Origin of the sequence: Sphingomicrobium aestuariivivum, assembly GCF_024721585.1 — a bacterium.
In the GTDB taxonomy this organism is placed as follows: Bacteria; Pseudomonadota; Alphaproteobacteria; order Sphingomonadales; family Sphingomonadaceae; genus Sphingomicrobium; species Sphingomicrobium aestuariivivum.
The window spans coordinates 2,041,501-2,066,955 of record NZ_CP102629.1 but is presented as its reverse complement, the minus strand read 5'-3'; the positions used below and the strand labels follow the sequence as shown (position 1 = coordinate 2,066,955).

Sequence of the window (25,455 nt, the reverse complement as noted above, 5' to 3'; positions counted from 1 at the left end):
AAGAGATGGGGGCGCAGGCGGCAAAAGGAAAGCCCGCTATTCCGCCCTCTCCTCGAGCGGTGCATATTGCCCGCCGGGTACCGCCGCCACCGCCGGGCTGTAATGATGGTCCGCGCTCGCCGAGGCGACCCCGAAGATCCAGTCGTCGACGCGCACGCCGTCGAGCACCACCTCGCACTGCCCGTCGGTGCAGCTATCGGCATCGACGCGGCGATGGTCCGCGCCCCATTGGCTGGCATCGGTGCGCCGCCAGACAATCTTGTAATGATCCGCCCCCGACGCCGCCTCCCAGCGCAGCGTCGTGTCGGTCGAGACCGCTCCTTCCGCCTCGACGCCCGAGGGCGGCGGCGGCGCGCTCGCCAGCGCGGCGGCGGTCGCGACATTGAGCGCGGTCACCCTGGCGAGATAGGCAAAGTCCATCTCCGCCGCGACGTCGCCATAAAAAGTCCCGTCCTCCGTACGAAGGTCCTGGTGCTGGTGGTCGTAATCCTCGACCCCCACGGTGAAGCGCACCGCCGGATAGCCCGCGGCGAGCATCTCGATATGGTCGCCGCCGCGCCCCCAGCGGTCGGTGCGCCAGATCGGGCGGACGTCGAGCCCGATGCCCGGGAGCCACTCGGCGAGGGCATCGACATAGCGCGACAGCCCGCGGCTCGGCGCGTCATTCTCGCCCCCCAGCCGATGCTGCGCCGCCATCAGCCCGGCATCATAGCCTTGCCGCCGCGGCCCCTCCGAGAAAAGCCGCACCACATCCGGCTCGCAATGCCCGTCCGAACCACAACTGTTGCCGATGATGTCATTGTTGAGATTGGCGATGACCTGCCAGCCATTCGCACGCGCATGGGCGGCGAGGATCCTCCCCCCGAACAGCCCCTGCTCCTCCCCCGTCAGATGCGCATAGACGATCGTCGCGGGAAACTTGTGCCGGCTCAGCACGCGCGCCGCCTCGAGCACCCCCGCCGTGCCCGACCCGTCGTCATTGGCGCCGGGCGCATCGCTCACCGCGTCCATGACGTCCGACACCCGGCTGTCGATATGGCCCGTCAGCAGGATCATCTGGTCGGGCCGCTCGGTGCCACGCTGGATCGCGACGACATTGCATACCCGCACCGGTTCGGGGATGCGCCGCCCCGTCACTTCGTCGCACACGCGCATTGTCTCGAGCCCCAAAGCCTCGAACTGCGCCTCGCTCCACGCCCAGGCCGCGCCGATGCCGCGCTCCGGATCGTCCTGGCTCGACAGCGTGTGTCGCGTCCCGAAACCCACCAGTGTATCCACATCCGAACGGAGCCGGTCTTCGGACACGCCAGCCGCCAGTGCCTCGAGCCCCGCGGCAACCCCGGGATGGTGATCGTGGCCCGCCGCATGGTGGTGGTCGGCGGCAAACAGGGCGAGGGCGAGCGCGGCGAGGGTCATCGGCATTCATCTCCTTTGATGGTCGAGACTGGCAGCGCGCGCACCGCTTGGCCAGCCTGCACGCGGGGCGCGGGCGAATATGCTATGATGGCCGGCCTCTGACGATAAGGAGTCGAGCCATGCGAACGATCACCACCATGGTCATCGCCACCGGTCTTGCCGCGATGACGGCAAGCCAGGCCCTCGCCCAGCCGGCACGCTCGGGCGCGTCCATCCCCGCCTACAAGGTGCCGACCGAGCGACCGCCCGTGACCTTCCCCAAGCCGACGGGCTTCCCGCGCTATGTGACGCACGACATCAGGATGAAGAAGGCGTGCAGCGACGAGGCGATCGCCGAGTTGGCCGCCGAGGAGCGCGAGCGCCAGCGCGCCGCCTGCGCCCGCTGGGCCGAGGCGAAGAAACGCGACTGACGACCAAGAAGAAGGGGCCGGCGCCATTGCGGCACCGACCCCTCCGTCAGTCCAGCGAGTGAAGCTTAGCGGACGCCAAGCTGTTCGGCGGTGCCGTCACCCGACGTATCGTTGATGGCGCCGCCATTCGAGATCGAATCCTGCGTCATCAGGATGCCGGCCGCATGCGGCGCCGCCATCGAGGTGCCCGACAGGCTGGCATAGCCGCCGTCCTTGTAGGTCGAACCGATGCCGACGCCCGGCTCGGCATAATCGACCACCGAACCGTAGTTCGAGAAGCTCGCCAGGCGGTTGTTCGAATCCACCGCGCTGATGGTCAGCACGCGCGGCCCGTCGGCTCGCGCCGGACTCGAATTGTTGGCGTCCATCGACTCGTTGCCAGCGGCAAGAACCATCCAGACACCGCCCGCAGCAGCCGCTTCGACCGCCGCGTCGAGCGTCGGCGACACGCCGCCACCCAGCGACATGTTGGCAACGTCACCCGAATTGGCGTTGGCGGCGACCCAGTCGACACCGGCGATCACGCCCGAGATCGAGCCCGAACCGCGACGGTCGAGCACGCGGACCGAGGCGATCGGCGCGCCGGGAGCGACGCCCTTGAAGCCGATGGCGTTGTCGACCGCACCGATCGTGCCGGCGACGTGGGTGCCGTGACCATTCTGGTCGTCGGCGCTCTTGCCGACCGCATAGAAGTGCGGGCCGACCACGTTGAGGTCGTTGTGGTCGAGGTCGACACCGCTGTCGATGACGTAAGCCTTACGGCCCGAGACGGGCGCACCCGAACCGACCTTTTCGACGCCCCAATCGACACGCTGGTCGATATCACCGCCGCCGCCACCGGGGCCCTTGCCCGCAGGGGGAGCCGACAGGGTGATCAGCTTGTCCTGCTCGCACGAAGCGATGTTGGCGTTGCGGCCCTTGAGGTTGGCGATGTCGGCGCGAACGCTGGCACCGGCCGGCATCTTCACCGCGAAACCGCGAACCGTATTCTGGTAGGTGAACTTCAGCGCCCCGCCGGCGGCATTCACCGCGCGCTGCGACTGGGCTTTCACCTGGCCGGGCGACACGCTCGCATCGAAGGTACAGATATACTGGCCGGAAATCGGCTGGGCCGGAGCGGCCTGGGCTGCAGTCGCCATCGCTACCGCCGAAACCGCGGCGGCACCATACGCAATCATCTTTTTCACTTGTCCGTCTCCCCGTATCAGACAGAGCCCCACGCTCCGCTTACTTCGGTGTCAGCAGGCTTTGAGCAATATCGGTCGCGGTCAAGTGGGCCAGCCGACAATAGGCCGCCCCGAAATGGGAAAAGTCCCGACTGTGACCGAATAGCTACAAGTTTGCGAAATACTGTATCATTCGTGAGCGCTCACAAGTAGTATTGCGTTTTACTTTGTTGATTGAAGTTCTGTTTAACTGCGCTCGGGGGTGGCCGGTCGCCGCTCTGCTCCGCCTCGCCCCGCCGCCGCTTTTCTTTCCCGCCGTCCCTCGCTACGACCCGCGCCAACGGATCAGGAGAGAGGATCATTCATGCGTAGCGTGAAGCATTACATCAACGGCAAGGCGGTCGATGCCGGCAGCCGCAAGCACCCCATCTACAATCCCTCGGAAGGCAGGCAGCAGGCCGAGGTCGCCCTCGCCGGCCGCGATGCGCTCGACCAGGCGGTCGATGCCGCCAAGGCCGCCCAGCCCGCCTGGGCGGCGATGAACCCGCAGAAGCGCGCGCGCATCTTCTACAAGTTCAAGGCGCTCGTCGAAGAGCATCACCAGGAACTCGCCGAACTCCTGTCGTCCGAGCATGGCAAGGTAGTCGACGACGCCAAGGGCGACGTGCAGCGCGGGCTCGACGTGATCGAATTCTGCTGCGGCATCCCGCATCTCATGAAGGGCGAATTTACGTTGGGCGCGGGCCCCGGAATCGACGTCTTCTCGATGCGCCAGCCGCTCGGCATCGGCGCAGGCATCACGCCCTTCAATTTCCCCGCCATGATCCCGATGTGGATGTTCGGCCCCGCCATCGCGACGGGCAACGCCTTCATCCTCAAGCCCTCGGAAAAAGACCCCTCGGTTCCCGTTCGGCTCGCCGAACTGATGACCGAAGCGGGCCTTCCCGACGGCATTCTCAACGTCGTCCATGGCGACAAGGAAATGGTCGATGCCATCATCGAGCATGAGGACATCAAGGGCATCAGCTTCGTCGGCTCCTCGGCCATCGCCGAATATATCTATTCGGGCGGCACCGCGCGCGGCAAGCGCGTGCAGGCCTTCGGCGGCGCCAAGAACCACGGCATCGTCCTGCCCGACGCCGACCTCGACCAGGTCGTCAACGACCTCACCGGCGCTGCCTTCGGTTCGGCCGGCGAGCGCTGCATGGCGCTCCCCGTCGTCGTCCCCGTCGGCGAAGACACGGCCGAGCGTTTGCGCGAAAAACTGATCCCGGCGATCAAGAACCTTCGTGTCGGCGTCTCCAACGATCCCGACGCTCATTACGGCCCGGTCGTCACCGAACAGCATAAGCAGACGGTCGAGAACTGGATCGCCAAATGCGCCGAGGAAGGCGGCGAGCTCGTCGTCGACGGCCGCGGGCTCGAACTGCAGGGCACCGACGGCTGGTTCGTCGGCCCGACGCTGTTCGACCATGTGAAGCCGCATTTCGAAAGCTACAAGGAAGAGATTTTCGGCCCCGTCCTGCAGATGGTCCGCGCCGACAACTTCGAAGAGGCTGTGCGCCTTCCTTCCGATCACCAGTACGGCAATGGCGTCGCCATCTTCACCCGCAACGGCCATGCCGCGCGTGAATTTGCCGCGCGCGTCAATGTCGGCATGGTCGGCGTCAACGTGCCGATCCCCGTGCCCGTCAGCTACCACACCTTCGGCGGCTGGAAGCGTTCGGGCTTCGGCGACATCGACCAGCACGGCCCCGACGGCATCCGTTTCTGGACGAAGGCCAAGAAGGTCACCCAGCGCTGGCCCGACGGCTCGGCGCAGGGCGATCACGAAAACGCCTTCGTCATTCCCACGATGGGCTGAGCCAAAAGGCGTGCCGGGGCACGCCGACGGCAAAGCACCGCCGATCGCCGAAGGTGATCGGCGGGCCGGGCGTGAAGCCAGACTTCGATAGACAAGCGACGGGGCGGGTCATAGCGTGAAGCCATGATCCGCCCCTTGCTTTTCCTGCTGCTCGCGTTCCAGCTGGCCGCCTGCAGCACCGCAGCCCCGCCCTCGCCGGTCCCAGACAAGCTGATCGCATTGAGCTTCGATGACGTCCCACGCACTCGCGGGCCTTGGCTCGACCATGACGTGCGCACCCGCCGCCTCATCGCCTCGCTCGACAATGCGGGCGTCGACGAGGCCGTTTTCTTTCTCAACCCCGGCGGCATCGCCATGGCGGGCAAGGAAGGCGCCGAGGATCGTATCGACGCCTATGTCGCGGCTGGCCACCTCATCGCCAACCATACGCAGACGCATCGCCGCCTGTCGGCCACCGACCTCAATGCATGGCTCGCCGACGTAGATGCCGCCGAAGCCTATCTTGAGGGCCGCAAGGGCTACCGCCCGTGGCTGCGCTACCCCTATCTCGACGAGGGCGCGCGCGACGCCGCCAAGCGCGATGCCTCGCGCCGCGCCATCCATGAGCGCGGCCTGCGCAAGGCCTGGGTCAGCGTCGATGGCTACGACTGGCTGTTCGAACGCGTCGCCGGGGAACATGAGCGAGATGGGCGCCCCTACGACCGCGCTGCGCTCGCCGAGCTCTACATCGAGCATCACCTATCCGCCGCGAATTTCGCTGATGCCCTCGCCCGCCGCCTCCATGGCCGCGCCGTCCCGCACATGATGCTCCTCCACGAAACCGACCTCGCCGCGCTCCATGTGGACGACCTCGTCACCGCGCTGCGCACCGATGGCTGGACCATCGTCTCGCCCGACCGCGTCTATGCCGATCCCGCCTATGGCGCCTGGCCGCTCACCGACTGGGCCGGCGGCACGCTGTTCGAGCAACTCGCCTGGCAACAGGAATTGCCCGAGCCCATCTGGTTCGACGGCAACAAGGAGGACGCACTTCGCGCCACCATCGAAGCGAGAATCGCGCGATGACGCGCACGTCCGGCACCAGCCCCTATGAAGCCCTCTACGGCTTCAGCCGCGCCGTCCGCGCCGGCAACCGCATTCTCGTCGCGGGCACCGGCCCCGTCGAGGCGGACGGCGCCTCCACCCCCGGCAATGCCGCCGCGCAGGCGCGCCGCTGCTTCGCCATCGCGGTCAAGGCGATCGAGGAACTTGGTGGCCGTGCCGCCGACGTCGTCCGCACGCGCATGTTCATCACCGATCCCGCCGATGCCGACATGATCGGCAAGGTTCATGCCGAGGTCTTCGGCGAGACGCGCCCCGCTGCCACGATGGTTGTCGTCGCCGCGCTTTTGCGCGAGGAATGGCGGGTGGAAATCGAAGCGGAGGCAATTCTCGGACATGATTAGGCTCTTGGCCCTCGCAGGCCTCCTTGCGCTCGGCGCCTGCGCTGCCGAACCTGTCGAGGAGGAGCAGGCGACCGTCTCGCCGCCCGCGCCGCAACTCGACGAAAAGGCGCCCGAGGGCACCATGCCCTTCGCCACGCGCGGCCTGTTCCGCGCCACCGCCGACGGCGCCCCCGACCCCGCCGATTGCACGCAAGGCGAGACCCTTTCGATCGACGAGACCGGCTATGCCATCGGCGATGCCAGCGGCACCATCGCCTCGGTCGAGACCCAGTCGCGCAACAGCATCTACGCCACCTTCGACACACAGGACGGCGAGGCGCGCGAACGCTTCGCGGCCAGCGACGAGGGGCGCACCGTGCGCCGCTCGACCATCGGCCCCGAGGCCGAGACTGTCCGTTACCGGCGCTGTCCCGATGCCTGACCTGCGCTTCCTCCTTGCCGCGCTGGCGCTCGCAGCGTGCACCGAGCTGCCCTCGGAGGATGAGGGCGGGACCATCGGCTACGACCAGCCCGCCGATATCGCGCCGAGCCTCGAGCCCGCCGCCGGCATGCATGATCTCACCGACCGTTCGGACCTTGCCCGCTTCACCGGGCGCTATGGCGTGAGCGCCGCCGACTGCGACCCCGGCAACCGCTATATGACCGAATATATCGAGATCACCGACATCGGCTTTGCCTATCGCGGCAATTTGCACACGCTCGCCGAGATCATCGACCCGCGCCGCTTCCGCTTCTCGGGCCCCGACGGCGCGCGCGAGATCCTGCGCTTTGCCGGCGGCGACCTCGTGCGCTGGCCTGACGATCGCAGGAAGCGCACCATCTACCAGCGCTGTTCCTGACCCCCTTTGCCAGCGGTTTGCGGGGTGCTAGGGCGCCTTCCCATGACCCAGTTCGATCTCAATGACGATCAGCGCCAGATCTTCGAAATGGCGCAGAAATTCACCGCCGAGGAAATCACGCCCCACGCCGCCAAGTGGGACGAGGAGCATCACTTCCCCAAGGACGTGATCCGGCAGGCCGCCGAGCTCGGCTTCGGCTCCATCTATGTGTCCGAGGAAAGCGGTGGCATCGGCCTCGGCCGTCTCGAGGCTGCGCTCATCATGGAAGCCATGGCCTATGGCTGCCCCTCGACCAGCGCCTTCATCTCGATCCACAATATGGCGAGCTGGATGATCGACCGCTTCGGCGACCAGCAGTTGAAGGACAAATATCTCCCCGACCTCATCCCGATGGAGCGGATGGCGAGCTACTGCCTGACCGAACCCTCCTCGGGCTCGGACGCCGCTGCCCTCAAGACCAAGGCCGTCCTCGACGGCGACCATTATGTCGTCTCGGGCTCGAAGGCCTTCATCTCCGGCGCGGGCGAGAATGAGGTCTATGTCGTCATGGTCCGCACCGGCGAGGACGGCCCCAAGGGCATCAGCGCGCTGGTCATCGAGAAGGATTGGGACGGCGTCTCCTTCGGTGCCAACGAGAAGAAACTCGGCTGGCATTCGCAGCCCACCCGCCAGGTCAATTTCGACAGCGTCCGCGTCCCCGTGTCCAACCGCCTCGGCGGCGAGGGAGAGGGTTTCCGCATCGCCATGATGGGCCTCGACGGCGGCCGCCTCAACATCGGCGCCTGTTCGCTGGGCGGTGCGCAGCGCTGCCTCGACGAGGCCGTCAACTACACCAAGGAGCGTTCGCAGTTCGGGCGTGCCATCGCCGACTTCCAGAACACCCAGTTCATGCTCGCCGACATGGAGACCGAACTGCAGGCCGCGCGCCAGCTCCTCTATGCCGCCGCCGTCAAGGTGACCGAGAACGCCCCCGACAAGACCCGCTTCGCCGCCATGGCCAAGCGCCTTGCCACCGACACCGGCTCGGCCGTCGTCGACCGCGCGCTCCAGCTTCACGGCGGCTACGGCTACCTGCAGGACTATCCGATCGAGCGTTTCTGGCGCGATCTTCGCGTCCACTCGATCCTCGAGGGCACCAACCAGATCATGCGCATGATCATCAGCCGCGACATGCTGAGGCAGTAGCATGACCGACGACGTCCTCGTGCTGCGCGAAGGCCGCCTCGGCCGCCTTCGCCTCAATCGCCCCAAGGCGATCCACGCGCTGACCCACGCCATGTGCGACAAGATGAGCGAGACGCTGCTCCAGTGGCGCCAGGATCCCGACATCGACGCGGTCATGATCGACCATGCCGAAGGCCGCGGCTTCTGCGCCGGCGGCGATGTCGTCGCGCTCTATCGCTCGGGCAAGGAAGACGGCAGGGAAGCCGCCGCCTTCTTCCACGCCGAATATCGCCTCAACCACCTGCTCTTCACCTATGAAAAGCCGGTGGTCGCGATCATGGACGGCATCACCATGGGCGGCGGCGTCGGCATCTCCCTGCCCTGCACCTATCGCGTCGCGACCGAGAACACCCGCCTCGCCATGCCCGAGACCGGCATCGGCCTTTTCCCCGACGTCGGTGGCGGCCGCTACCTGTCGCGCCTTCCGGGCAATGTCGGCGAGTTCATGGCGCTGACCGGCGCCCGCCTCGACGGCGCCGAATGCCATTATCTCGGCCTTGCCACCCATTATGTCTCGACGAGCGACCTCGAGGATCTGAAGGAGCGTATCGCCGCGCAGCCCTCCCGCCTTCAGGGCGCGCTCGGCAACGCCTCCTCGACCCCTCCCAAGGCGCGCATCGAGGACAATCTCCTGCTCATCGCCAAGCATTTCCAGTTCGAGACCGTCGAGCAGATCTGCGAAAGCCTCGAAAATGGCGAAAGCGACTGGGCCGCGACCGAGCGCGACACCATCGGCACCAAGTCGCCCTTGAGCCTCAAGGTCTCGCTCCGCCTCGTCCGCGAAGGCGCGCAGCGCGAGGATTTCGCCGAGGAGATGAAGGCCGAATATGCCCTCGCCTCGAAGGTCGTCCGCACCCACGACTTCATCGAGGGCGTACGCGCCCTCCTCGTCGACAAGGACAATGAGCCCAAGTTCGACCCCGCCACCCCGCAGGGCGTGACCGACGCGATGGTCGACGACCTGTTCGCCCCCCTCCCCGAGGGTGAGGCCTGGACCCCCTTCCCGGAGACGCAAGCATGAGCGACTACGACACCATCCTCGTCGAAAAGCGTGACGCGGTCACCCTCGTCACGCTGAACCGCCCCAAGGCACTGAACGCGCTCAATAGCCAGGTCCTCGCCGACCTCATTGACGCCTTTGCCGCCTATGATGCCGATGACAGCCAGCGCTGCCTCGTCCTCACCGGCTCGGAAAAGGCCTTCGCCGCCGGCGCCGACATCAAGGAAATGCAGGACCAGTCGTTCGCCGACATGTACAAGGCGAACTTCTTCAAGGGCTGGGAACAGGTCACCGCGACCCGCAAGCCCTGGATCGCTGCCGTGAACGGCTATGCGCTCGGTGGCGGCTGCGAAGTCGCGATGATGGCCGACTTCATCATCGCCGGTGACGGCGCCAAGTTCGGCCAGCCCGAGATCAAGCTCGGCGTCACGCCGGGCATGGGCGGCTCGCAGCGCCTCACCCACGCCATCGGCAAGGCCAAGGCCATGCATATGTGCCTCACCGGCGAGATGATGGGTGCCGAGGAAGCGCTCTCCTCCGGCCTCGTCGCCAAGGTCGTCCCCGCCGCCGAACTCGTGGACGAAGCCTTGAAGACCGCCGCCACGATCGCCTCCATGGCCCCGCTCGCCGCCATGGCGAACAAGGAAATGGTCAATGCGGCCTACGAGATGACGCTGGCCGAAGGCGTTAATTTCGAGCGCCGCCTGTTCCACGGCCTGTTTGGCACGGCCGACCAGAAGGAAGGCATGACCGCCTTCGTCGAGAAACGCCCCGGCAACTGGACCGGAAAGTAAGGGAGTAGAGGACATGGCCAAGATCGCATTCATCGGCCTCGGCAACATGGGCGGCGGCATGGCCGCGAACCTCGCCAAGGCGGGCCATGAGGTCATGGCCTTTGACCTTTCGGAAGATGCGCTTCGCCGCGCCCGTGATCACGGCTGCACTCCCGTCGACGATGCCGTCGCGGCCGTCACCGGCGCCGATGCGATCGTCACGATGCTCCCTGCCGGCACGCATGTCGCTTCGGTCTACGCCGACAGCGTCATTCCCAATGCCGACAAGCATGCCATCCTGATCGACTGCTCGACCATCGACGTTGCCACCGCGCGCGAGGTCGAGGCCAAGGCCAAGGACGCCGGCCTCACCATGGTCGATGCCCCCGTCTCGGGCGGCATCGCGGCCGCGGACGCGGGCACGCTCACCTTCATGGTCGGCGGCTCGGACGAAGGCTTCGAGAAGGCCCGCCCGATCCTCGAGAAGATGGGCAAGGCCGTCATCCACGCTGGCGATGCCGGCGCGGGGCAGGCCGCCAAGATCTGCAACAACATGCTCTTGGGCGCCACGATGGCCGCGACCGCCGAAACCTTCGCGCTTGCCCAGAAGCTCGGGCTCGATCTCCAGACCTTCTACGACATCTCGTCCAAGGCCTCGGGCCAGTCCTGGTCGATGACCAGCTACTGCCCCGTCCCCGGCGTCGGCCCCGACAGCCCCGCCGACCGCAACTACCAGGGCGGCTTCGCTTCCGCGCTGATGCTCAAGGACCTCAAGCTCGCGATGGATGCCGCCAAGACGGCCGGCGCCTACACCCCGATGGGTGGCGAGGCCGAGGAGCTTTACCAGCGCTTCGTCGACCTCGGCGGTGCCGGCGTGGATTTCTCGGGCATCATCAAGATGATCGACGACAGCTGGAAGAGCGACAAAAAGGGTTGATCCGGTCCGATTTGGCTCCCACATGGGCGCCATGCTGATCCAGACCGAAACCACGCCCAATCCCTCGACCCGCAAGTTCCTGCCGGGACGCACCGTCATGGAGACGGGCGGCCGCGACTTCCCGTCGATGGAAAGCGCCGAAGCCAGCCCGCTCGCCGAGGCGCTGTTCAACACGCAGATGGTCGATGGTGTCTATTTCGGTCGCGACTTCGTCTCGGTCAGCGCCGCGCCCGGCGTCGAATGGCCCCGGCTCGAGCCCATCGTGCTCGAGACGCTGATGGACCATTTCCTCACCGACACGCCGCTGTTCAAGCCCGGCACCGCCGCCGACATCACGGTAGCGCCCGATGAGGAACTCGCCTTCGAGGACGATCCCGCCGACGCCGACATCATCGCCCAGATCAAGGAACTGATCGAAACGCGCGTGCGCCCCGCGGTCGCGCAGGACGGCGGCGACATCGTCTACCGCGGCTACAAGGAAGGCCATGTCTTCCTCCAGCTGCAGGGCGCCTGCTCGGGCTGTCCTTCCTCGACCATCACGCTCAAGAACGGCATCGAGGGACTGATCAAGCATTACGTCCCCGAAGTTGTCAGCGTCGAGGCGGTCTAGAATAAATCTGCCCACCGCAACGCCCCGCGCGGGGCTTGCGCTTTCCAGCCAACTATGTCGTCATCCCGACTCGGGGGGCGTTACGGGAGAAGCGCCTTGATCCTCGCGATCGAGACATCGACAGCCATGTGCAGCTGTGCGTTGATTGACGGTGACACGGTCGCCGACAGCCGCGCCGTGCGCATCGGTCGCGGCCATGCCGAGAAGCTCGTGCCGATGGTCGAGGAACTGCTCGGCTCGCGCGTCCCCAGCAGCATCCTCGTCTCGGCCGGCCCCGGCAGCTTCACCGGTATCCGCGTTGGGATCGCCGCCGCGCAAGGGCTTGCCATCGGCTGGAACGTGCCGCTCTCCGGCTATTCCTCGCTCGCCGTCATCGCCGCAAATGCGCGCCGCCAGCATGACGATGCAAAGACCGTTGTTTCGGTCATGCAGGGCGGACATGGCGAACTGTTCCTCCAGACCTTCGGCGGCCGCTCGCTCAAGGCCCTCGATGAGGTGCGCAGCCTCCGCCCCGAAGCTGCCGCGCGCGTCGTAGAGGCCGACCTGCTCGCCGGTCCTGCCGCCGAGCAGTTGGCCGAGGCCGGTGCCAGGATCCCCTCCCTCACCCTCGACCCGCTCGCCGAAAAGGCCGCGCTCCTGCCGCAAGCCCTTCGCGCCCTGCCCGCCGCGCCGATCTATGTTCGCGCGCCCGACGCCAAGCCGAAAGCTGCCTGACATGGCCACCACCCCTCGCCTGCGTGCCATCACGATCGAGCGAGGGAGCTATGACGATCTCGACGCCGTGATGGCGGTGATGGACCGCGCTTTCGATGCGCGATACGGCGAGGCATGGAACCGCTCGCAATGCGGCGGCATCCTGCCGATGCGCGGGGTCGAACTCTACCTCGTCCGCCCGAGCGAGGACGAACCCGTGGCCGGCTTTGCCTTATGGCGCACCCTCCTCGACGAAAGCGAATTGCTCCTGCTCGGCGTCGACCCCCGCCATCAGGGGCAGGGCCTGGGCAAGTCGCTGCTCGACTGTTTCATCGATCATGCAAAAAAAGCGGGCGCCACGCGCCTCCATCTCGAAGTTCGTGACGGCAATCCGGCCATCCGCTTCTACGAACAGTCGGGGTTCGGTCTCGCTGGCAGGCGCCGTGAATACTATCGCGGTACCGACGGGACACGCCGCGATGCCCTAACCTATGTAAAGATGATTTAGGCCCCGGGGCCGTCATTTTCCCCAGCTTGTGAATTCACGCCGCCTGATCTAATGGTCTTAACCATAGTTCTAGGTATTCGCGTGAACTTCTTGCTCGGAAAGACCATCATCATGGATGAAGATACCCTTCGTGACGAAACCCTCATCACGTTGACGGCCGAAATCGTTGCCGCTCATCTTGGCAACAACATGGTTGCCGTCGGCGACGTGCCGCAGTTGATCGAGAACGTTCATGGCGCGCTCTCCAAGCTCCACGGCGGCGCCGAAAAGCCCGAGGAAAAGCCGCAGCCCGCGGTGTCGGTGCGTGCTTCGGTCAAGCCCGACTATCTGGTCTGTCTCGAGGACGGCAAGAAGCTCAAGATGCTCAAGCGCCACCTCATGACCCATTACGACATGACTCCCGACGACTATCGCCAGAAGTGGGGCCTGCCCGCCGACTATCCGATGGTCGCGCCCAATTATGCCGAACAGCGCCGCCAGCTCGCCAAGAAAATCGGCCTCGGCACCAAGGCAAAACGCGGCAAGCGCAAATAATCGCGCTACCCGATCGGGGCGACGCGGCTTTTTCGGCCTCGTCGCCCTTTTCTTGGACGCTCCCAGCCGCTACCCCATCGGCCATGACCCGCAAGATCGATCTCGAGGCCATCTGCGCCGAAAAAGGCCTGCGCATCACCGAGCAGCGCCGCGTTATCGCCAAGGTTCTTGGCGAAAGCGAGGACCATCCCGACGTCGAGATGCTCCACGAGCGCGCCAACAAGATCGATCCCAATATCTCGATCGCGACCGTCTACCGCACGGTCCGCCTGTTCGAGGAAGCCGGCATTCTCGAGCGGCACGAGTTCGGCGACGGTCGCTCGCGCTATGAAGCCGCCTCCGATGCCCATCACGACCATCTCATCGATGTCGAGACCGGCAAGGTCGTCGAATTCGTCGACGAGGAGCTCGAGCTCCTGCAAAAGCGCATCGCCGAGAAACTGGGCTTCCGCCTCGTCGACCACCGGATGGAGCTTTATGGCGTCGCCCTCGACCGCAAGACCGGCGGCTAACTGGCCGCTCATCGGGCTCCGGCTCGTCCTCCTCGTCCTGCTGCTGGCCCTCCTCGGCCCCCTCCACGTCCTTGTCCACACGGTGACGGGGCGCGGGCCGGTCGCGCGCCTGTTCCTGCGCGTTTCCGGGTTCATCATGGGGCTCAGGGTCAGGCGCGTCGGCCCTGCGCCGGCGCGACGCAGCCTGCTCCTCGTCAATCACGTCAGCTGGCTCGACATCCTTGCGATGGGCGGTGCGACCGGCTGCGCCTTCGTCTCCAAATCCGAGGTGCAGGATCACCCGCTGACCAAGTGGCTCGCCGACCAGCGCGAGACGCTCTACATCACGCGCCAGAACCGCCGCAGCGTCGATGGCCAGATCGAGGCCATCCGCAAGCGCTTCGACCATCACCTCCCCCTCGCCCTCTTCCCCGAAGGCACGACCAGCGACGGCACACAGCTCCTGCCCTTCCGCTCGCCGCTGCTGAAAGCCATCACCCCGGCGCCCGAAGGCGCGCACCTCATCCCCGTCGCGCTCGATTTCGCCGAGGCGGAGGCCATTGCCTGGCACGCGGGCGAACCCGGCATGGACAATGTGAAGCGCGTTCTGTCGCGCTGGCGCCCGATCCACGTGACGGTGCGCATGCTCGAGCCCATTCCCATCACCCTTGATCGCAAGGAGATGGCGCTCGAGGCCCATGCCCGCATCAGCGCAGCGCTGGGCTTTGAGCCCGCGCCCGCATCGGCTATGGCGCGCCCGATATGACCGACACGAAAACCTACCGAATCAAGAGCTTCGGCTGCCAGATGAACGTCTATGACGGCGAGCGTATGGGCGAGCTCTTGGACGAGAAGGGCATGCGCGCCGCCAAGGATGGCGAAGACGCCGACCTCGTCGTCCTCAACACCTGCCACATCCGCGAGAAGGCCGCCGAGAAGGCCTATTCGGACGTCGGCCGTTTGAAGCGCGAGGACGGCAGCCGCCCGACCATCGCGCTCGCCGGCTGCGTCGCGCAGGCCGAAGGCGCCGAGGCGCAGCGCCGCTCGAAGATGATCGACGTCGTCGTCGGCCCGCAGGCCTATCACCGCCTCCCCGACCTCGTCGCGCAGGTCGAAAAGGGCGAGCGGCCCGTCGACACCGACATGCCGGCGATCTCGAAGTTCGACGCCATGCCCAAGCGCCGCAAATCGGGGCCCAGCGCGTTCCTCACGGTCGCCGAGGGCTGCGACAAGTTCTGCACCTATTGCGTCGTGCCCTACACCCGCGGCGCCGAGATCAGCCGCCCGTGGGCCGACATCGTCGACGAGGCGCATGCGCTGGTCGATGGCGGCGCCAAGGAAATCACCCTCCTCGGCCAGAACGTGTCGGCGTGGAGCGGGGAGAATGAAAAGGGGCAGGAAGGCGGCCTCGAACTGCTCGTCCGCGCGCTGGCGCGTATCGATGGCCTCGAACGCATCCGCTACACCACCAGCCACCCTGCCGACATGGACGAGGGCCTCATTGCCGCGCATGGCGAGGTCGACAAGCTGATGCCCTACCTGCACCTCCCCGTGCAGGCCGGCTCGGACCGCATCCTCAAGGCGATGAACCGCCACCACACGGTCGAGAGCTATCTGCGCCTTGTCGAACGCTTCCGCGAGGCCCGCCCCGACCTTGCCATCTCGGGCGACTTCATCGTCGGCTTCCCGGGCGAGAGCGACGCCGAGTTCGAGGAAACGCTGCAGGTCGTGCGCGACGCGCGCTACGCCAGCGCCTTCAGCTTCAAATATTCGCCCCGCCCCGGCACGCCTGCCGCCGACATGGACGGACAGGTCTCCGAAGCGGTGATGAACGAGCGCCTCCAGCGCCTCCAGGCCCTGCTCGCCGAGCAGAGCCTTGCCTTCAACCGGTCCAAGATCGGCACCACGATGGACGTGCTGATCGACCGCAAGGGCAAGAAGGACGGCCAGATGATCGGCAAGTCGCCGTGGCTGCAATCGGTGTTCGCGACAAGCGATGCGCGGATCGGCGACATTTTGACCGTCGACATCGTCGACGCTTTGCCCAATAGTCTGGCGGGAATCATCCGCCCGAAGGAGGCCGCCGCTTAATGGCAAAACGCGACGCTGTCGCCGCCGTCCACGAGGACCGCGCCCGCTTGGAACTGGAATTCGACCAGCCCTTCCTGCTCGGCCCCCTGTTCGGTGAATATGACCGCCACCTCGTCATCATCGAGGACAGGCTGGGCGTGAACATCGCCGCGCGCGGCAACAAGGTCATGATCGAGGGCGAGGCGGACAGCGCCAATCGCGCCCGCGAGGTCCTCCTCGGCCTCTACGAACGCCTCGACCAGGGGCAGGATGTCGACGCCGAAGTCATCGAGGCCGTGATCGGCATGGCCAACCAGCCGCGCCTCGACGGCATCATCGACAAGGAAGTCGCCGACCCGCCCAAGGTGCTGATCCGCACCCGCAAGAAGACCATTGCCCCGCGCTCGGCCAACCAGACCGTCTACATGAAGGCGCTGGCCAAATCGGATATGATCTTCGCCCTCGGCCCTGCCGGTACCGGCAAGACTTACCTCGCCGTCGCGCAGGCTGTCTCCATGCTCATCACCGGCGCGGTCGAGCGCCTCATCCTCTCGCGCCCCGCGGTCGAAGCGGGCGAGCGCCTCGGCTTCCTGCCCGGCGACATGAAGGAAAAGGTCGATCCCTATCTGCGCCCGCTATACGACGCGCTCTACGACATGCTGCCGGCCGAACAGGTCGAGCGCCGCATCGCCTCCGGCGAAATCGAGATCGCGCCCATCGCCTTCATGCGCGGCCGCACCCTCAATGACGCCTTCATCATCCTCGATGAAGCGCAGAACACCACGCCCGCGCAGATGAAAATGTTCCTGACCCGCTTCGGCATGCGCAGCCGCATGGTCGTGTGCGGCGATCCCATGCAGGTCGACCTTCCCGACGGCAGCCGTTCGGGCCTTGCCGACGCAGTCGAGAAGCTCGAGGGCGTCGACGGCATCGCCATGAGCCGCTTCACCGCCGCCGACGTCGTACGTCACCCTCTGGTCGGACGCATCGTCGACGCTTATGAAGGCCCTCAATGAGCCTCACCATCAATTTCGACGCCGACGACGACTGGGACAGTAGCAGCGCTCGCCTGAGCGAGCTTGCCGACCCCACGCTTCGCGCCGCCATTGCCGAAAGCGCCTTTCCCGCCCTTGCCGACAGCGATCGCGAGATCGAGGTCAGCCTCGCCCTCCTGTCCGACGCCGACGTCCACGACCTCAACCGCCAGTGGCGCGAGAAGGACAAGCCGACCAACGTGTTGAGCTTCCCGATGGCCGAGCCCGGGGAACTGGACGCCGCAGGCCAGCCCGGCCCCCCACTGATGCTCGGCGACATGGCGCTCGCCCACGGCGTTTGCGCGCGCGAGGCCGAGGACAAGAAGATCAGCCTCGAGGACCATGCCCGCCACCTGATCGTACACGGCATGCTGCACCTCTTGGGCTACGACCACATGAACGATGAAGAAGCGACCGACATGGAAGCGCGCGAGACCCGCGCGCTCGCCCGTCTCGGCATCGCCGACCCCTATGGAGACCGTAATGGCCACCAAGCCTGAGGAAGGCTCACGAATCTGGCGCGGCATGCGCGCCCTCTTCTTCGGCGAGGAGGGCGAGCAATCGCTGCGCGACCAGATCGAGGAAGCGATCGACGAGGCCGACGAGGCCGGCCCCGCCAAGGTCGGCGACCTCAGCCCTCACGAGCGCACCATGCTGCGCAACCTCCTGCATTTTGCCGACCGTACCGCGGGCGACATCTGCGTGCCGCGCGGTGACATCATCGCGGTCAGCCGCGATGCCGATTTCGAAAGCCTCGTCGCGCAATTCGCCGATGCCGAGCACAGCCGGCTTCCGGTGACCGGCGACAATCTCGACGAGATAGTCGGCATGATTCACATCAAGGACCTCTTCGCGGCCAAGGTCGGCACCAAGCCGCAGCGCATCGAGGATCTCATGCGCGAGCCGCTCTTCGTGCCCACCACCATGGGGGTGATCGACATCCTCGCCTCGATGCGCACCCAGCGCGTCCACATGGCGGTCGTCGTCGACGAATTTGGCGGCACCGAGGGGCTCGTCACCATCGAGGACGTGGTCGAGGAGATCATCGGCGAGATCGAGGACGAGCATGACGAAACGCCCGAGGCGGCATTGGTCCTGCTCGACGAGGGCGTCTGGGAAGCCGATGCGCGTGTCGAGATGGAAGAGGTGATCGAGCATGTCGATCCCGCGCTCGCCTGGGAAGAGGATGAAGTCGACACTCTGGGTGGCCTCGCCTTCCTGCTTGCCGGCCGCATCCTCGAGCCCGGCCAGTCGGTCGAGCACCCCTCGGGCTGGCGCCTCGAATGCATCGAGGCCGAGCCCAAGCGCATGACGCGCTTGCGCATCCACGCGCCCGAACCGGCCGAACCCACTGTTACCGAATAGTGCCTGACGTTCGCGCCATCGTCGCGAGCCATCGCGCCGCGCCGTCGTTCGCGTTCGTTCTCGGGCTCGTCGGCGCCACCGGTTTCGAGCCGCTCGGCCTGTGGCCCTTGCTCCTGCTCTCGCTTGCAGGACTGCTGGCGCTTCTCCAGGCCGCGCAGACTGCAAAGCGCGCCGCCCTGCTCGGCTGGCTCTACGGGGTCGGCCAGTTCGCGCTCGGTCTCAACTGGATCGCCACCGCCTTTACCTTCCAGTCGAACATGCCCGCATGGCTCGGCTGGATCGCGGTCGCCCTCCTCAGCCTCTACCTCGCCGTCTTCCCGATGCTCGCCGCGCTCGGCGCTTGGTGGCTGTCGAGGCGCCAGCCGATCGCGCTCGGCTTCGTCTTCGCAGGCCTCTGGATCGTCGGCGAATGGCTCCGCGCTACCCTCTTCACCGGCTTTGCGTGGAACCCGCTTTCGGTCGCGCTGGTCCCGACCCCGCTCCTGCGCCTCGCCCCGCTGGTCGGCACCTACGCCCTTTCCGGCATCACTGTGCTCATCGGCGCAGCGCTCTGGTGGCTGGTCCTGCGACGTTTCAAGGCAAGCGCCACCGTCGCCGTTGCCCTCCTCCTCGTGCTGCTGATTCCGCAGGAACGGCTGGTCCACCAGGATGTCGAGGCGGTGCTCGCCGCCGCCGTCCCGCCGCCGCCCGAACCCGTATCCGATGACATGGCGCCGCCACCCGCGCCACCGCCCCTCGATCCGGCGACTTTCTGGCCGACGATCCGCATCGTCCAGCCGAACATCGGCCAGGCGGACAAGTGGCGCGCAGGCTACGACAGCATCGCCGCCGACCGCCTCTCGGCCCTCACGCTGAAGCGCGCGAGCGACGATGTCGGCCCGCCGATGGTCATCTTCTGGCCCGAAGCCGCCATCACCAAGCCGACCTATGACGAACGGGAGAGCCGCCGGACAGCCTCCCTTTTCGAACGCCTCCGTGCGACCCGCGGCCTCGTCGAGGGACAGACCCTTGTCACCGGCGGCATCGGGGTCGAATCCGCCGACCGGCGCACGGTCGATGCGGCCACCAATTCCATTTTCATGCTCGATCATGACGGCAGCCTCGACGGGCGCTACGACAAGGCGCATCTCGTTCCCTATGGCGAATATCTGCCGATGCGCTCGATCCTCGAGCCGATCGGCCTGTCGCGCCTCGCGCCCGGCGCCTATGATTTCTCTCCCGGCCCCGGCCCGCGCAGCCTGCCGCTGCCGCACCGCGACCTCCGCATGGGCCTGCAGGTCTGCTACGAGATCATCTTCTCGGGGCAAGTCGTCGATCCCGCCGACCGCCCCGACGTCGTCTTCAACCCTTCGAACGATGCGTGGTTCGGCGCATGGGGCCCGCCCCAGCATCTCGGACAGGCCCGACTGCGCGCTGCCGAAGAAGGCCTGCCCGTCATCCGTGCCACCCCGACGGGCATCAGCGCGTTGATCGATGCCAAGGGCGACCTCCTCGCGACGATCCCGTCAGGGACCGAGGGACATATCGATGCTCTCCTGCCCCGCGCCCTCGCGCCCACCCCCTTCGCGCGGCTCGGCAACTGGCTCGCGCTCATCGCCGCCGCCGCGTTTGCGCTCACCGGCATTGCCCTCGCCCGACGCCCTCGTTAGACCTTTGGGTCAAGCCATCCGGCAGACAAACAGGATTTCCATGCGCCAGACCTATCTCTTCACCTCGGAAAGCGTTTCCGAGGGCCATCCCGACAAGGTTGCCGACCAGATTTCGGACGCCATCGTCGATCTCTTCCTGTCGAAGGATCCCGAGGCGCGCGTGGCTTGCGAGACGCTGGTCACCACCAACCGCGTCATCCTCGCCGGCGAGATCCGCGGCCAGGGCGTGATGACCCCGAGCGGCGAATGGGCCCCCGGCATCAAGCGGGAAATCGAGGACAAGGTCCGTGCCACGGTGAAGCGCATCGGCTACGAGCAGGACGGCTTCCACTGGGACAACCTCACCTTCGAGAACTTCCTCCACGCCCAGTCCGCGCATATCGCGCAGGGCGTCGATGCCAGCGGCAACAAGGACGAGGGTGCGGGCGACCAGGGCATCATGTTCGGTTTCGCCTGCGACGAGACGCCCGATCTCATGCCCGCCGCGATCGACTACAGCCACAAGATCCTCGAACGGCTCGCCGCCGACCGTCATTCGGGTGCGGCGCCCTTCCTCGAACCCGACGCCAAGAGCCAGGTCACGCTGCGCTACGAGGACGGCCGCCCCGCCGCCTGCACCGCGGTGGTCGTCTCGACCCAGCATGTCGAAGGCTATGACAAGGGCGAGAAGGAAGCCGAGCTCAAGAATTACGTGAAGGGCGTCGTCGCCGACATCCTGCCCGACGGCCTCCTGTCGGACGACACCGTCTATCATATCAACCCGACCGGGAGCTTTGTCATCGGCGGTCCCGACGGCGATGCCGGCCTCACCGGCCGCAAGATCATTGTCGATACCTATGGTGGCGCCGCCCCGCACGGTGGTGGTGCCTTTTCTGGCAAGGATCCGACCAAGGTCGACCGCTCGGCGGCCTATGTCAGCCGCTATCTTGCCAAGAACATCGTCGCCGCTGGCCTTGCCCGCCGCTGCACGATCCAGCTCAGCTACGCCATCGGCGTCAGCCAGCCGCTGTCGCTCTATGTCGACACCCATGGCACCGGCACCGTGTCCGACGATGCGCTCGAGGCCGCGATTTTCTCGCTGCCCCGTCTCGGCGGCCTGACCCCGCGCGGCATCCGCACCTGCCTCGGCCTCAACAAGCCGATCTACGAGAAGAGCGCCGCCTACGGCCACTTCGGGCGCACGGCGAACGGCGACCATTTCCCGTGGGAGCGCACCGACCTCGTCGAGGAATTGAAAACCGCGCTCGAGGGCTAGCGTTCAGGCCAGCGCGCCCTCGCCCGGGGGGTCGCCGTCGTTGGCGGCATCGGCGCTGTTGACCTGCCCGCGCCCCTGGTTCTTGCCGCGATAGACCGCCATGTCGGCACGGCGGATGACCTCCTCGATACTCATGCCCTGCTGTCGGATCGCGGTGCCGACACAGGCGCTGACGCGGCAATTGTCGAGCGGCCGCTCGAAGCGCAGCGCCTCGATTGCCGCCAACGCGCGCGAGGCCAGCGCGGGCAGCTGGCCATTGAGGTCGCGCGGCAGGAGGATGAGGAATTCCTCGCCGCCCAACCGGCAGATGCGCTGGCCGCGAAAGACGAACTTCAGCGCATCGGCCACCCCGACAAGCACGCGGTCGCCCCCGCCATGCCCGTAGCGGTCGTTGATCGCCTTGAAATGGTCGAGGTCGATGGCAATCACGCCGCCGCAATTCCACTTGCCGCTCTCGTCCGAATTGATCGCCCAGTGCAGCCGCCGCCGGTTGCCGAGCCCGGTCAGCGGGTCGATCGCCGTCTCCCGGTTCTCGCGCCGGACCGCATCGCTTCCCAATGCTACGAGGAGAACCAGCCCCAGCGAAAAGCCGATGATTGCCGTCGTGAGATGGAAGGTGACATTGTAGAAGCTGGCGAAGAAATCGGTCGACGTCTGGGTATCGGGTCGCACGAGGAAGAGCGCGGCGCGCACCAGATAGGAAATCGCCGCCACCGCCAGCGCACCGACCACGAGCCGCCCGATCGCCTGCCCGTCGCGCCAGCGCGTGGCGCGCGGCAGGACCGTGAGGATCATGGCAAGCGCCACCAGCTGGACCAGTACGAGGCGCATGTCCGACGGCGGCGAAAGCGGTTGGAACGGCGTGAAGATCAGGCTCGCAATGGCCGCGATGCCGAGCGCGGCGGTGGGCAAGTCCTCACCATGCCGCCGCGCGAAGGACTGGATGAACAGCGCGACCGTCACGAAATGCAGGGTGAGCGCGACATGGCGCAGCCATTCCTCGCCCGGCGGCCGAAGCGCATCGACGAGGATGCTACCCGAGCCGACAAAGAAGGCGATCGCGCCCCAGAGCGCGGCCTTCAGCGACCGGTCGGCCATCCACAGCGCGACCAAAAATGCGCCGAACATGGCAAACATGCCCGGCACCAGGAAAAAGAAAATGCGCGCGTCGGACATCGCTGCCCCCAGCTCCCCAATCTGCCCCACAAGCGACAAGGGCTAACCGATTGCCCCGCAAAAGAAAAGTTTCAAATCAACAAGCTCGTCCATTGATCTGGGCGGTGCTTTACGCCGCCCGCTCTTGGCCCTAGGGAGGCGCGCATGACGGCGTACAAGCAAGGCGACCCCACTACCCTCAACCGGCTCTACGGCCGGTCGAGCACGCACAAGCTCCGCAAGGGCCAGCAGGAACTGGTCGACAATCTCCTGCCGCAGATCGGCCTGCCCGAGGAAGGGCCGCTGACCGCGCAGGCCCTGTTCGGCGACGATCGCCCGATGCATTTCGAGATCGGCTTCGGCGGCGGCGAGCATCTCGCCTATCGCGCCGACCTCCTGCCCGCCCACGGCTTCATCGGCTGCGAACCCTTCGTCAACGGGGTCGCGCAAGCGCTCGTCCACGTGAAGGAACAGGCGCTCACCAACGTGCGCCTCTACATGGGCGATGCGCTCGAACAGCTGCGGCGCGTGCCCGACGGCAGCTTGAGCTTCGTCTATCTCCTCCATCCCGATCCCTGGCCCAAGGCGCGCCATGCCAAGCGTCGCATGATGAACGACGGGCCGGTCGACATGATCGCGGCCAAGCTCAAGCCCGGCGGCGAATTCCGCTGCGCCACCGATCACCCCGTCTACCTGTCATGGGCGCTGATGGTCATGCAGCTCGAGAAGCATCGCGAGCAGTTCGACTGGATGATCGAAGACGCGAGCGGTTTCCTCGAGAAATCGGGCGGCTGGGTCGACACCCGCTATGCCGCCAAGGCGCGCCGCGAGGGACGCCGCCCCTACTACTTGCGCTATCGCCGCCGCTAGTCGGGCTGGCAGCGCATCGGAATGGCCTGCCCTCCGCGCAAGAGCTCGCCTTCATAGATCCAGTCCTCGGCCCGCGCGGCGCGTAGCTCGCCCGCACGGCTCATGCCGTCTTCGGCCACGAACATCATGCGGATGACCTCGTCGTCGATCCAGTGCATCGCGACGCCGAGCTTGCGCCACTCGCCGTCCACCTTCTCGCTGGCCCACCATGTCGGCGCAGGGATCGTGCCCGCGCCGAGGCTGATGACCACCCCGCTATCGTCGGTCGCGGTGCAGGCAATGCCCTGCGTCGCCTGCGCGGGCGCGGCGACAAGAGCGGCGAAAAGGAACAAAGAAGCTCGTAATTTCATCCACTTGCCCTAAACTCGGCGCCCTGAACCGCGGCTGACCCTTCCCCTCGGGCATCCGGCTTCCTAGCTATGGCGCATGACCATCCGCACCGACGTACTCGACGCCATCGGCAACACCCCGCTGATCAAGCTCCGCCGCGCCTCCGAGGAGACGGGCTGTACGATCCTCGGCAAGGCCGAATGGATGAACCCCGGACAGTCGGTGAAGGATCGCGCGGCCAAGAGCCTCGTCCTCGACGCGATCGACGAGGGGCGCATCGCGCGCGGCGGCACGATCGTCGACGGCACGGCGGGCAATACCGGCATCGGCCTCACCATGGTCGGCAATGCACTCGGCATGGAGACGGTGATCGTCATCCCCGACACGCAGACCGAGGAAAAGAAGCAGACGCTCCGCATGCTCGGCGCCCAGCTCGTCGAAGTGCCCGCGGTGCCCTATCGCAACCCGAACAATTACGTGAAGATCGCCGGCCGCATCGCCGAGGAACTGTCGCGCAGCCGCGACGGCGGCGCCATGTTCGCCGACCAGTTCGACAACAAGGCCAATCGCCAGGCGCATATCGACACGACCGGCCCCGAAATCTGGCAGCAGACCGACGGCAAGGTCGACGGCTTCATCTGTGCGGTCGGCACCGGCGGCACGCTCGCGGGCATGGCGATGGCGCTGCGCGAGCGCAAGAAGGACATCCAGATCGGCATCGTCGATCCGCCCGGCGCCGCGCTCTACAGCTATTACACGACCGGTGAACTCAAGGCCGAGGGCAGCTCGATCACCGAGGGGATCGGCCAGGGCCGCATCACCGGCAACCTCGAAGGCCTCACCGTCGATCACGCCTTCCGCGTCGAGGACCAGGAAAGCCTCGACATCAACTTCGGCCTGCTCGAGGAAGAAGGCCTCAACCTCGGCCTGTCCTCGGGCATCAACGTGGCGGGCGCGATCCGCCTCGCCAGGGAAATGGGCCCCGGTCACACCATCGTGACCGTGCTGTGCGATCCCGGCACCCGTTACGCCAGCCGCCTCTTCAACGCCGACTTCCTGCGCGAGAAAGGCTATCGGGTCCCCGATTTCCTGACCCGCCAACGCCCCGCAATCGACATTCCCTACCTTCCCACCGAATAGGAGATACAAGCATGACCCTCTCGATCGGCTCGACCGCCCCCGACTTCACCGCCTCGACCACCGAGGGCGACATCAGCTTCCACGACTGGATCGGCGATGACTGGGCGATCCTCTTCTCGCACCCGAAGGCCTTCACGCCCGTGTGCACGACCGAGCTCGGCTACATGGCCGGCCTCAAGGACGAGTTCGCCAAGCGCAATACCAAGATCATCGGCCTGTCGGTCGACACGAGCGAGGATAACAAGAACTGGCTTCCGGACATCGAGGAAGTGTCGGGCAACAAGGTCGACTATCCGGTGATCGGCGACAGCGACCTCAACGTCGCCAAGCTCTACAACATGCTGCCCGCCGACGAGAGCGGCAGCGCCGAGGGCCGCACCGCCGCCAACAATGCGACCGTGCGCACCGTCTACATCATCGGCCCCGACAAGAAGATCCGCGCCATGCTCCTCTATCCGATGAGCTCGGGCCGCAACTTCGACGAGGTGCTGCGCCTTCTCGACAGCGTCCAGCTGACCGAGAACAAGGGCGTCGCCACGCCGGTGAACTGGAAGAATGGCGAGGATGTCATCGTGCCGCCGACCGTCTCGGACGAGGACGCCAAGGCCAAGTTCGGCGACTTCGAAACCGTGAAGCCCTACCTGCGCCGCATCCCGCAGCCGCAGTGAGCCGCGAGC

At 66.3% G+C, this 25,455-nt stretch carries 29 protein-coding genes; 25 read left to right on the top strand and 4 right to left on the bottom strand.

Annotation, left to right across the window (positions count from 1 at the left end):
• Positions 1-36 precede the first annotated feature (36 nt).
• Positions 37-1,422, bottom strand: coding sequence for a M28 family peptidase (locus NUW81_RS10615; RefSeq protein ID WP_245113085.1), 1,386 nt, complete (start codon positions 1,420-1,422; stop codon positions 37-39).
• A gap of 113 nt (positions 1,423-1,535) precedes the next feature.
• Here NUW81_RS10615 and NUW81_RS10610 point away from each other — a divergent pair, with 113 nt between their 5' ends.
• Entirely contained in the window at positions 1,536-1,826 is a 291-nt protein-coding gene (locus tag NUW81_RS10610; protein ID WP_245113084.1) for a hypothetical protein, read from the top strand.
• Between the two features lie 65 nt (positions 1,827-1,891).
• Here the strand turns inward: NUW81_RS10610 and NUW81_RS10605 are convergent, their stop codons facing one another.
• Complete coding sequence (locus NUW81_RS10605) at positions 1,892-2,965, bottom strand: S8 family serine peptidase (protein ID WP_245113083.1); 1,074 nt, start codon at positions 2,963-2,965, stop codon at positions 1,892-1,894.
• 391 nt (positions 2,966-3,356) lie between these two features.
• Between NUW81_RS10605 and NUW81_RS10600 the strand changes: the two genes are divergently transcribed.
• The 21 genes from NUW81_RS10600 to metK all read left to right on the top strand — a co-directional run bounded on the left by NUW81_RS10600 (position 3,357) and on the right by metK (position 21,283).
• On the top strand, positions 3,357-4,856 hold the full coding sequence (locus NUW81_RS10600; RefSeq protein WP_245113082.1) for a CoA-acylating methylmalonate-semialdehyde dehydrogenase: 1,500 nt from the start codon (positions 3,357-3,359) through the stop codon (positions 4,854-4,856).
• 123 nt (positions 4,857-4,979) lie between these two features.
• Entirely contained in the window at positions 4,980-5,921 is a 942-nt protein-coding gene (locus NUW81_RS10595) for a polysaccharide deacetylase family protein (protein WP_245113081.1), read from the top strand.
• Positions 5,918-6,301, top strand: coding sequence for a RidA family protein (locus NUW81_RS10590; protein WP_245113080.1), 384 nt, complete (start codon positions 5,918-5,920; stop codon positions 6,299-6,301). Before NUW81_RS10595 ends, NUW81_RS10590 begins: the two co-directional genes overlap by 4 nt.
• Before the next feature lie 4 nt (positions 6,302-6,305).
• Positions 6,306-6,722: a hypothetical protein gene (locus tag NUW81_RS10585; RefSeq protein ID WP_245113078.1), complete on the top strand. Its 417-nt coding sequence runs from the start codon at positions 6,306-6,308 to the stop codon at positions 6,720-6,722.
• Positions 6,715-7,140 (top strand): hypothetical protein, encoded by a 426-nt coding sequence (locus NUW81_RS10580; RefSeq protein ID WP_245113076.1) that lies wholly within the window; start codon positions 6,715-6,717, stop codon positions 7,138-7,140. The genes NUW81_RS10585 and NUW81_RS10580 overlap by 8 nt, the downstream gene beginning before the upstream one ends.
• A 42-nt stretch (positions 7,141-7,182) precedes the next feature.
• The gene (locus NUW81_RS10575; protein ID WP_245113073.1) at positions 7,183-8,325 is read left to right on the top strand and encodes an acyl-CoA dehydrogenase family protein; all 1,143 of its coding nucleotides are present in this window, start codon (positions 7,183-7,185) and stop codon (positions 8,323-8,325) included.
• 1 nt (position 8,326) lies between these two features.
• Positions 8,327-9,385, top strand: coding sequence for an enoyl-CoA hydratase/isomerase family protein (locus tag NUW81_RS10570; protein WP_245113071.1), 1,059 nt, complete (start codon positions 8,327-8,329; stop codon positions 9,383-9,385).
• The gene (locus tag NUW81_RS10565) at positions 9,382-10,158 is read left to right on the top strand and encodes an enoyl-CoA hydratase-related protein (protein WP_245113069.1); all 777 of its coding nucleotides are present in this window, start codon (positions 9,382-9,384) and stop codon (positions 10,156-10,158) included. Before NUW81_RS10570 ends, NUW81_RS10565 begins: the two co-directional genes overlap by 4 nt.
• 13 nt (positions 10,159-10,171) lie before the next feature.
• On the top strand, positions 10,172-11,074 hold the full coding sequence (gene mmsB, locus NUW81_RS10560; protein WP_245113067.1) for a 3-hydroxyisobutyrate dehydrogenase: 903 nt from the start codon (positions 10,172-10,174) through the stop codon (positions 11,072-11,074).
• A gap of 31 nt (positions 11,075-11,105) precedes the next feature.
• A complete protein-coding gene (locus NUW81_RS10555; RefSeq protein ID WP_245113064.1) occupies positions 11,106-11,684 on the top strand; it encodes a NifU family protein in 579 nt (192 codons plus the stop codon).
• 96 nt (positions 11,685-11,780) lie between these two features.
• A complete protein-coding gene (tsaB, locus tag NUW81_RS10550) occupies positions 11,781-12,398 on the top strand; it encodes a tRNA (adenosine(37)-N6)-threonylcarbamoyltransferase complex dimerization subunit type 1 TsaB (protein WP_245113062.1) in 618 nt (205 codons plus the stop codon).
• Position 12,399: 1 nt separating this feature from the next.
• A complete protein-coding gene (locus NUW81_RS10545; RefSeq protein ID WP_245113060.1) occupies positions 12,400-12,885 on the top strand; it encodes a GNAT family N-acetyltransferase in 486 nt (161 codons plus the stop codon).
• 111 nt (positions 12,886-12,996) lie between these two features.
• A complete protein-coding gene (locus NUW81_RS10540; protein ID WP_245113058.1) occupies positions 12,997-13,419 on the top strand; it encodes a Ros/MucR family transcriptional regulator in 423 nt (140 codons plus the stop codon).
• A gap of 83 nt (positions 13,420-13,502) precedes the next feature.
• Positions 13,503-13,931 (top strand): Fur family transcriptional regulator, encoded by a 429-nt coding sequence (locus NUW81_RS10535; protein WP_245113056.1) that lies wholly within the window; start codon positions 13,503-13,505, stop codon positions 13,929-13,931.
• Positions 13,897-14,676 (top strand): lysophospholipid acyltransferase family protein, encoded by a 780-nt coding sequence (locus NUW81_RS10530; RefSeq protein ID WP_245113054.1) that lies wholly within the window; start codon positions 13,897-13,899, stop codon positions 14,674-14,676. Before NUW81_RS10535 ends, NUW81_RS10530 begins: the two co-directional genes overlap by 35 nt.
• Positions 14,673-16,001, top strand: coding sequence for a tRNA (N6-isopentenyl adenosine(37)-C2)-methylthiotransferase MiaB (gene miaB, locus NUW81_RS10525; RefSeq protein WP_245113052.1), 1,329 nt, complete (start codon positions 14,673-14,675; stop codon positions 15,999-16,001). Before NUW81_RS10530 ends, miaB begins: the two co-directional genes overlap by 4 nt.
• A complete protein-coding gene (locus tag NUW81_RS10520; protein ID WP_245113050.1) occupies positions 16,001-16,996 on the top strand; it encodes a PhoH family protein in 996 nt (331 codons plus the stop codon). Before miaB ends, NUW81_RS10520 begins: the two co-directional genes overlap by 1 nt.
• Complete coding sequence (ybeY, locus tag NUW81_RS10515; RefSeq protein ID WP_245113048.1) at positions 16,993-17,514, top strand: rRNA maturation RNase YbeY; 522 nt, start codon at positions 16,993-16,995, stop codon at positions 17,512-17,514. Before NUW81_RS10520 ends, ybeY begins: the two co-directional genes overlap by 4 nt.
• The gene (locus tag NUW81_RS10510) at positions 17,498-18,379 is read left to right on the top strand and encodes a hemolysin family protein (RefSeq protein WP_245113046.1); all 882 of its coding nucleotides are present in this window, start codon (positions 17,498-17,500) and stop codon (positions 18,377-18,379) included. Before ybeY ends, NUW81_RS10510 begins: the two co-directional genes overlap by 17 nt.
• On the top strand, positions 18,379-20,028 hold the full coding sequence (gene lnt / locus NUW81_RS10505; RefSeq protein ID WP_245113043.1) for an apolipoprotein N-acyltransferase: 1,650 nt from the start codon (positions 18,379-18,381) through the stop codon (positions 20,026-20,028). The genes NUW81_RS10510 and lnt overlap by 1 nt, the downstream gene beginning before the upstream one ends.
• 40 nt (positions 20,029-20,068) lie before the next feature.
• Positions 20,069-21,283: a methionine adenosyltransferase gene (gene metK, locus NUW81_RS10500; RefSeq protein ID WP_245113041.1), complete on the top strand. Its 1,215-nt coding sequence runs from the start codon at positions 20,069-20,071 to the stop codon at positions 21,281-21,283.
• 3 nt (positions 21,284-21,286) lie between these two features.
• On the opposite strand, the gene NUW81_RS10495 is transcribed toward metK, so the two are convergent.
• The gene (locus NUW81_RS10495) at positions 21,287-22,411 is read right to left on the bottom strand and encodes a GGDEF domain-containing protein (protein ID WP_260508498.1); all 1,125 of its coding nucleotides are present in this window, start codon (positions 22,409-22,411) and stop codon (positions 21,287-21,289) included.
• A 192-nt stretch (positions 22,412-22,603) separates the two neighbouring features.
• Between NUW81_RS10495 and trmB the strand changes: the two genes are divergently transcribed.
• Positions 22,604-23,308 carry a tRNA (guanine(46)-N(7))-methyltransferase TrmB gene (gene trmB / locus NUW81_RS10490; protein WP_245113037.1) on the top strand — a complete coding sequence of 235 codons (705 nt, stop codon included), beginning with the start codon at positions 22,604-22,606 and terminating at the stop codon, positions 23,306-23,308.
• Here the strand turns inward: trmB and NUW81_RS10485 are convergent.
• Entirely contained in the window at positions 23,305-23,640 is a 336-nt protein-coding gene (locus tag NUW81_RS10485) for a hypothetical protein (RefSeq protein ID WP_245113036.1), read from the bottom strand. The two genes, trmB and NUW81_RS10485, sit on opposite strands and share 4 nt — an antisense overlap.
• 94 nt (positions 23,641-23,734) lie before the next feature.
• Here NUW81_RS10485 and NUW81_RS10480 point away from each other — a divergent pair, with 94 nt between their 5' ends.
• Positions 23,735-24,778 carry a cysteine synthase A gene (locus tag NUW81_RS10480; protein ID WP_245113035.1) on the top strand — a complete coding sequence of 348 codons (1,044 nt, stop codon included), beginning with the start codon at positions 23,735-23,737 and terminating at the stop codon, positions 24,776-24,778.
• Between the two features lie 11 nt (positions 24,779-24,789).
• A complete protein-coding gene (locus tag NUW81_RS10475) occupies positions 24,790-25,446 on the top strand; it encodes a peroxiredoxin (RefSeq protein WP_245113034.1) in 657 nt (218 codons plus the stop codon).
• Positions 25,447-25,455 lie beyond the last annotated feature (9 nt).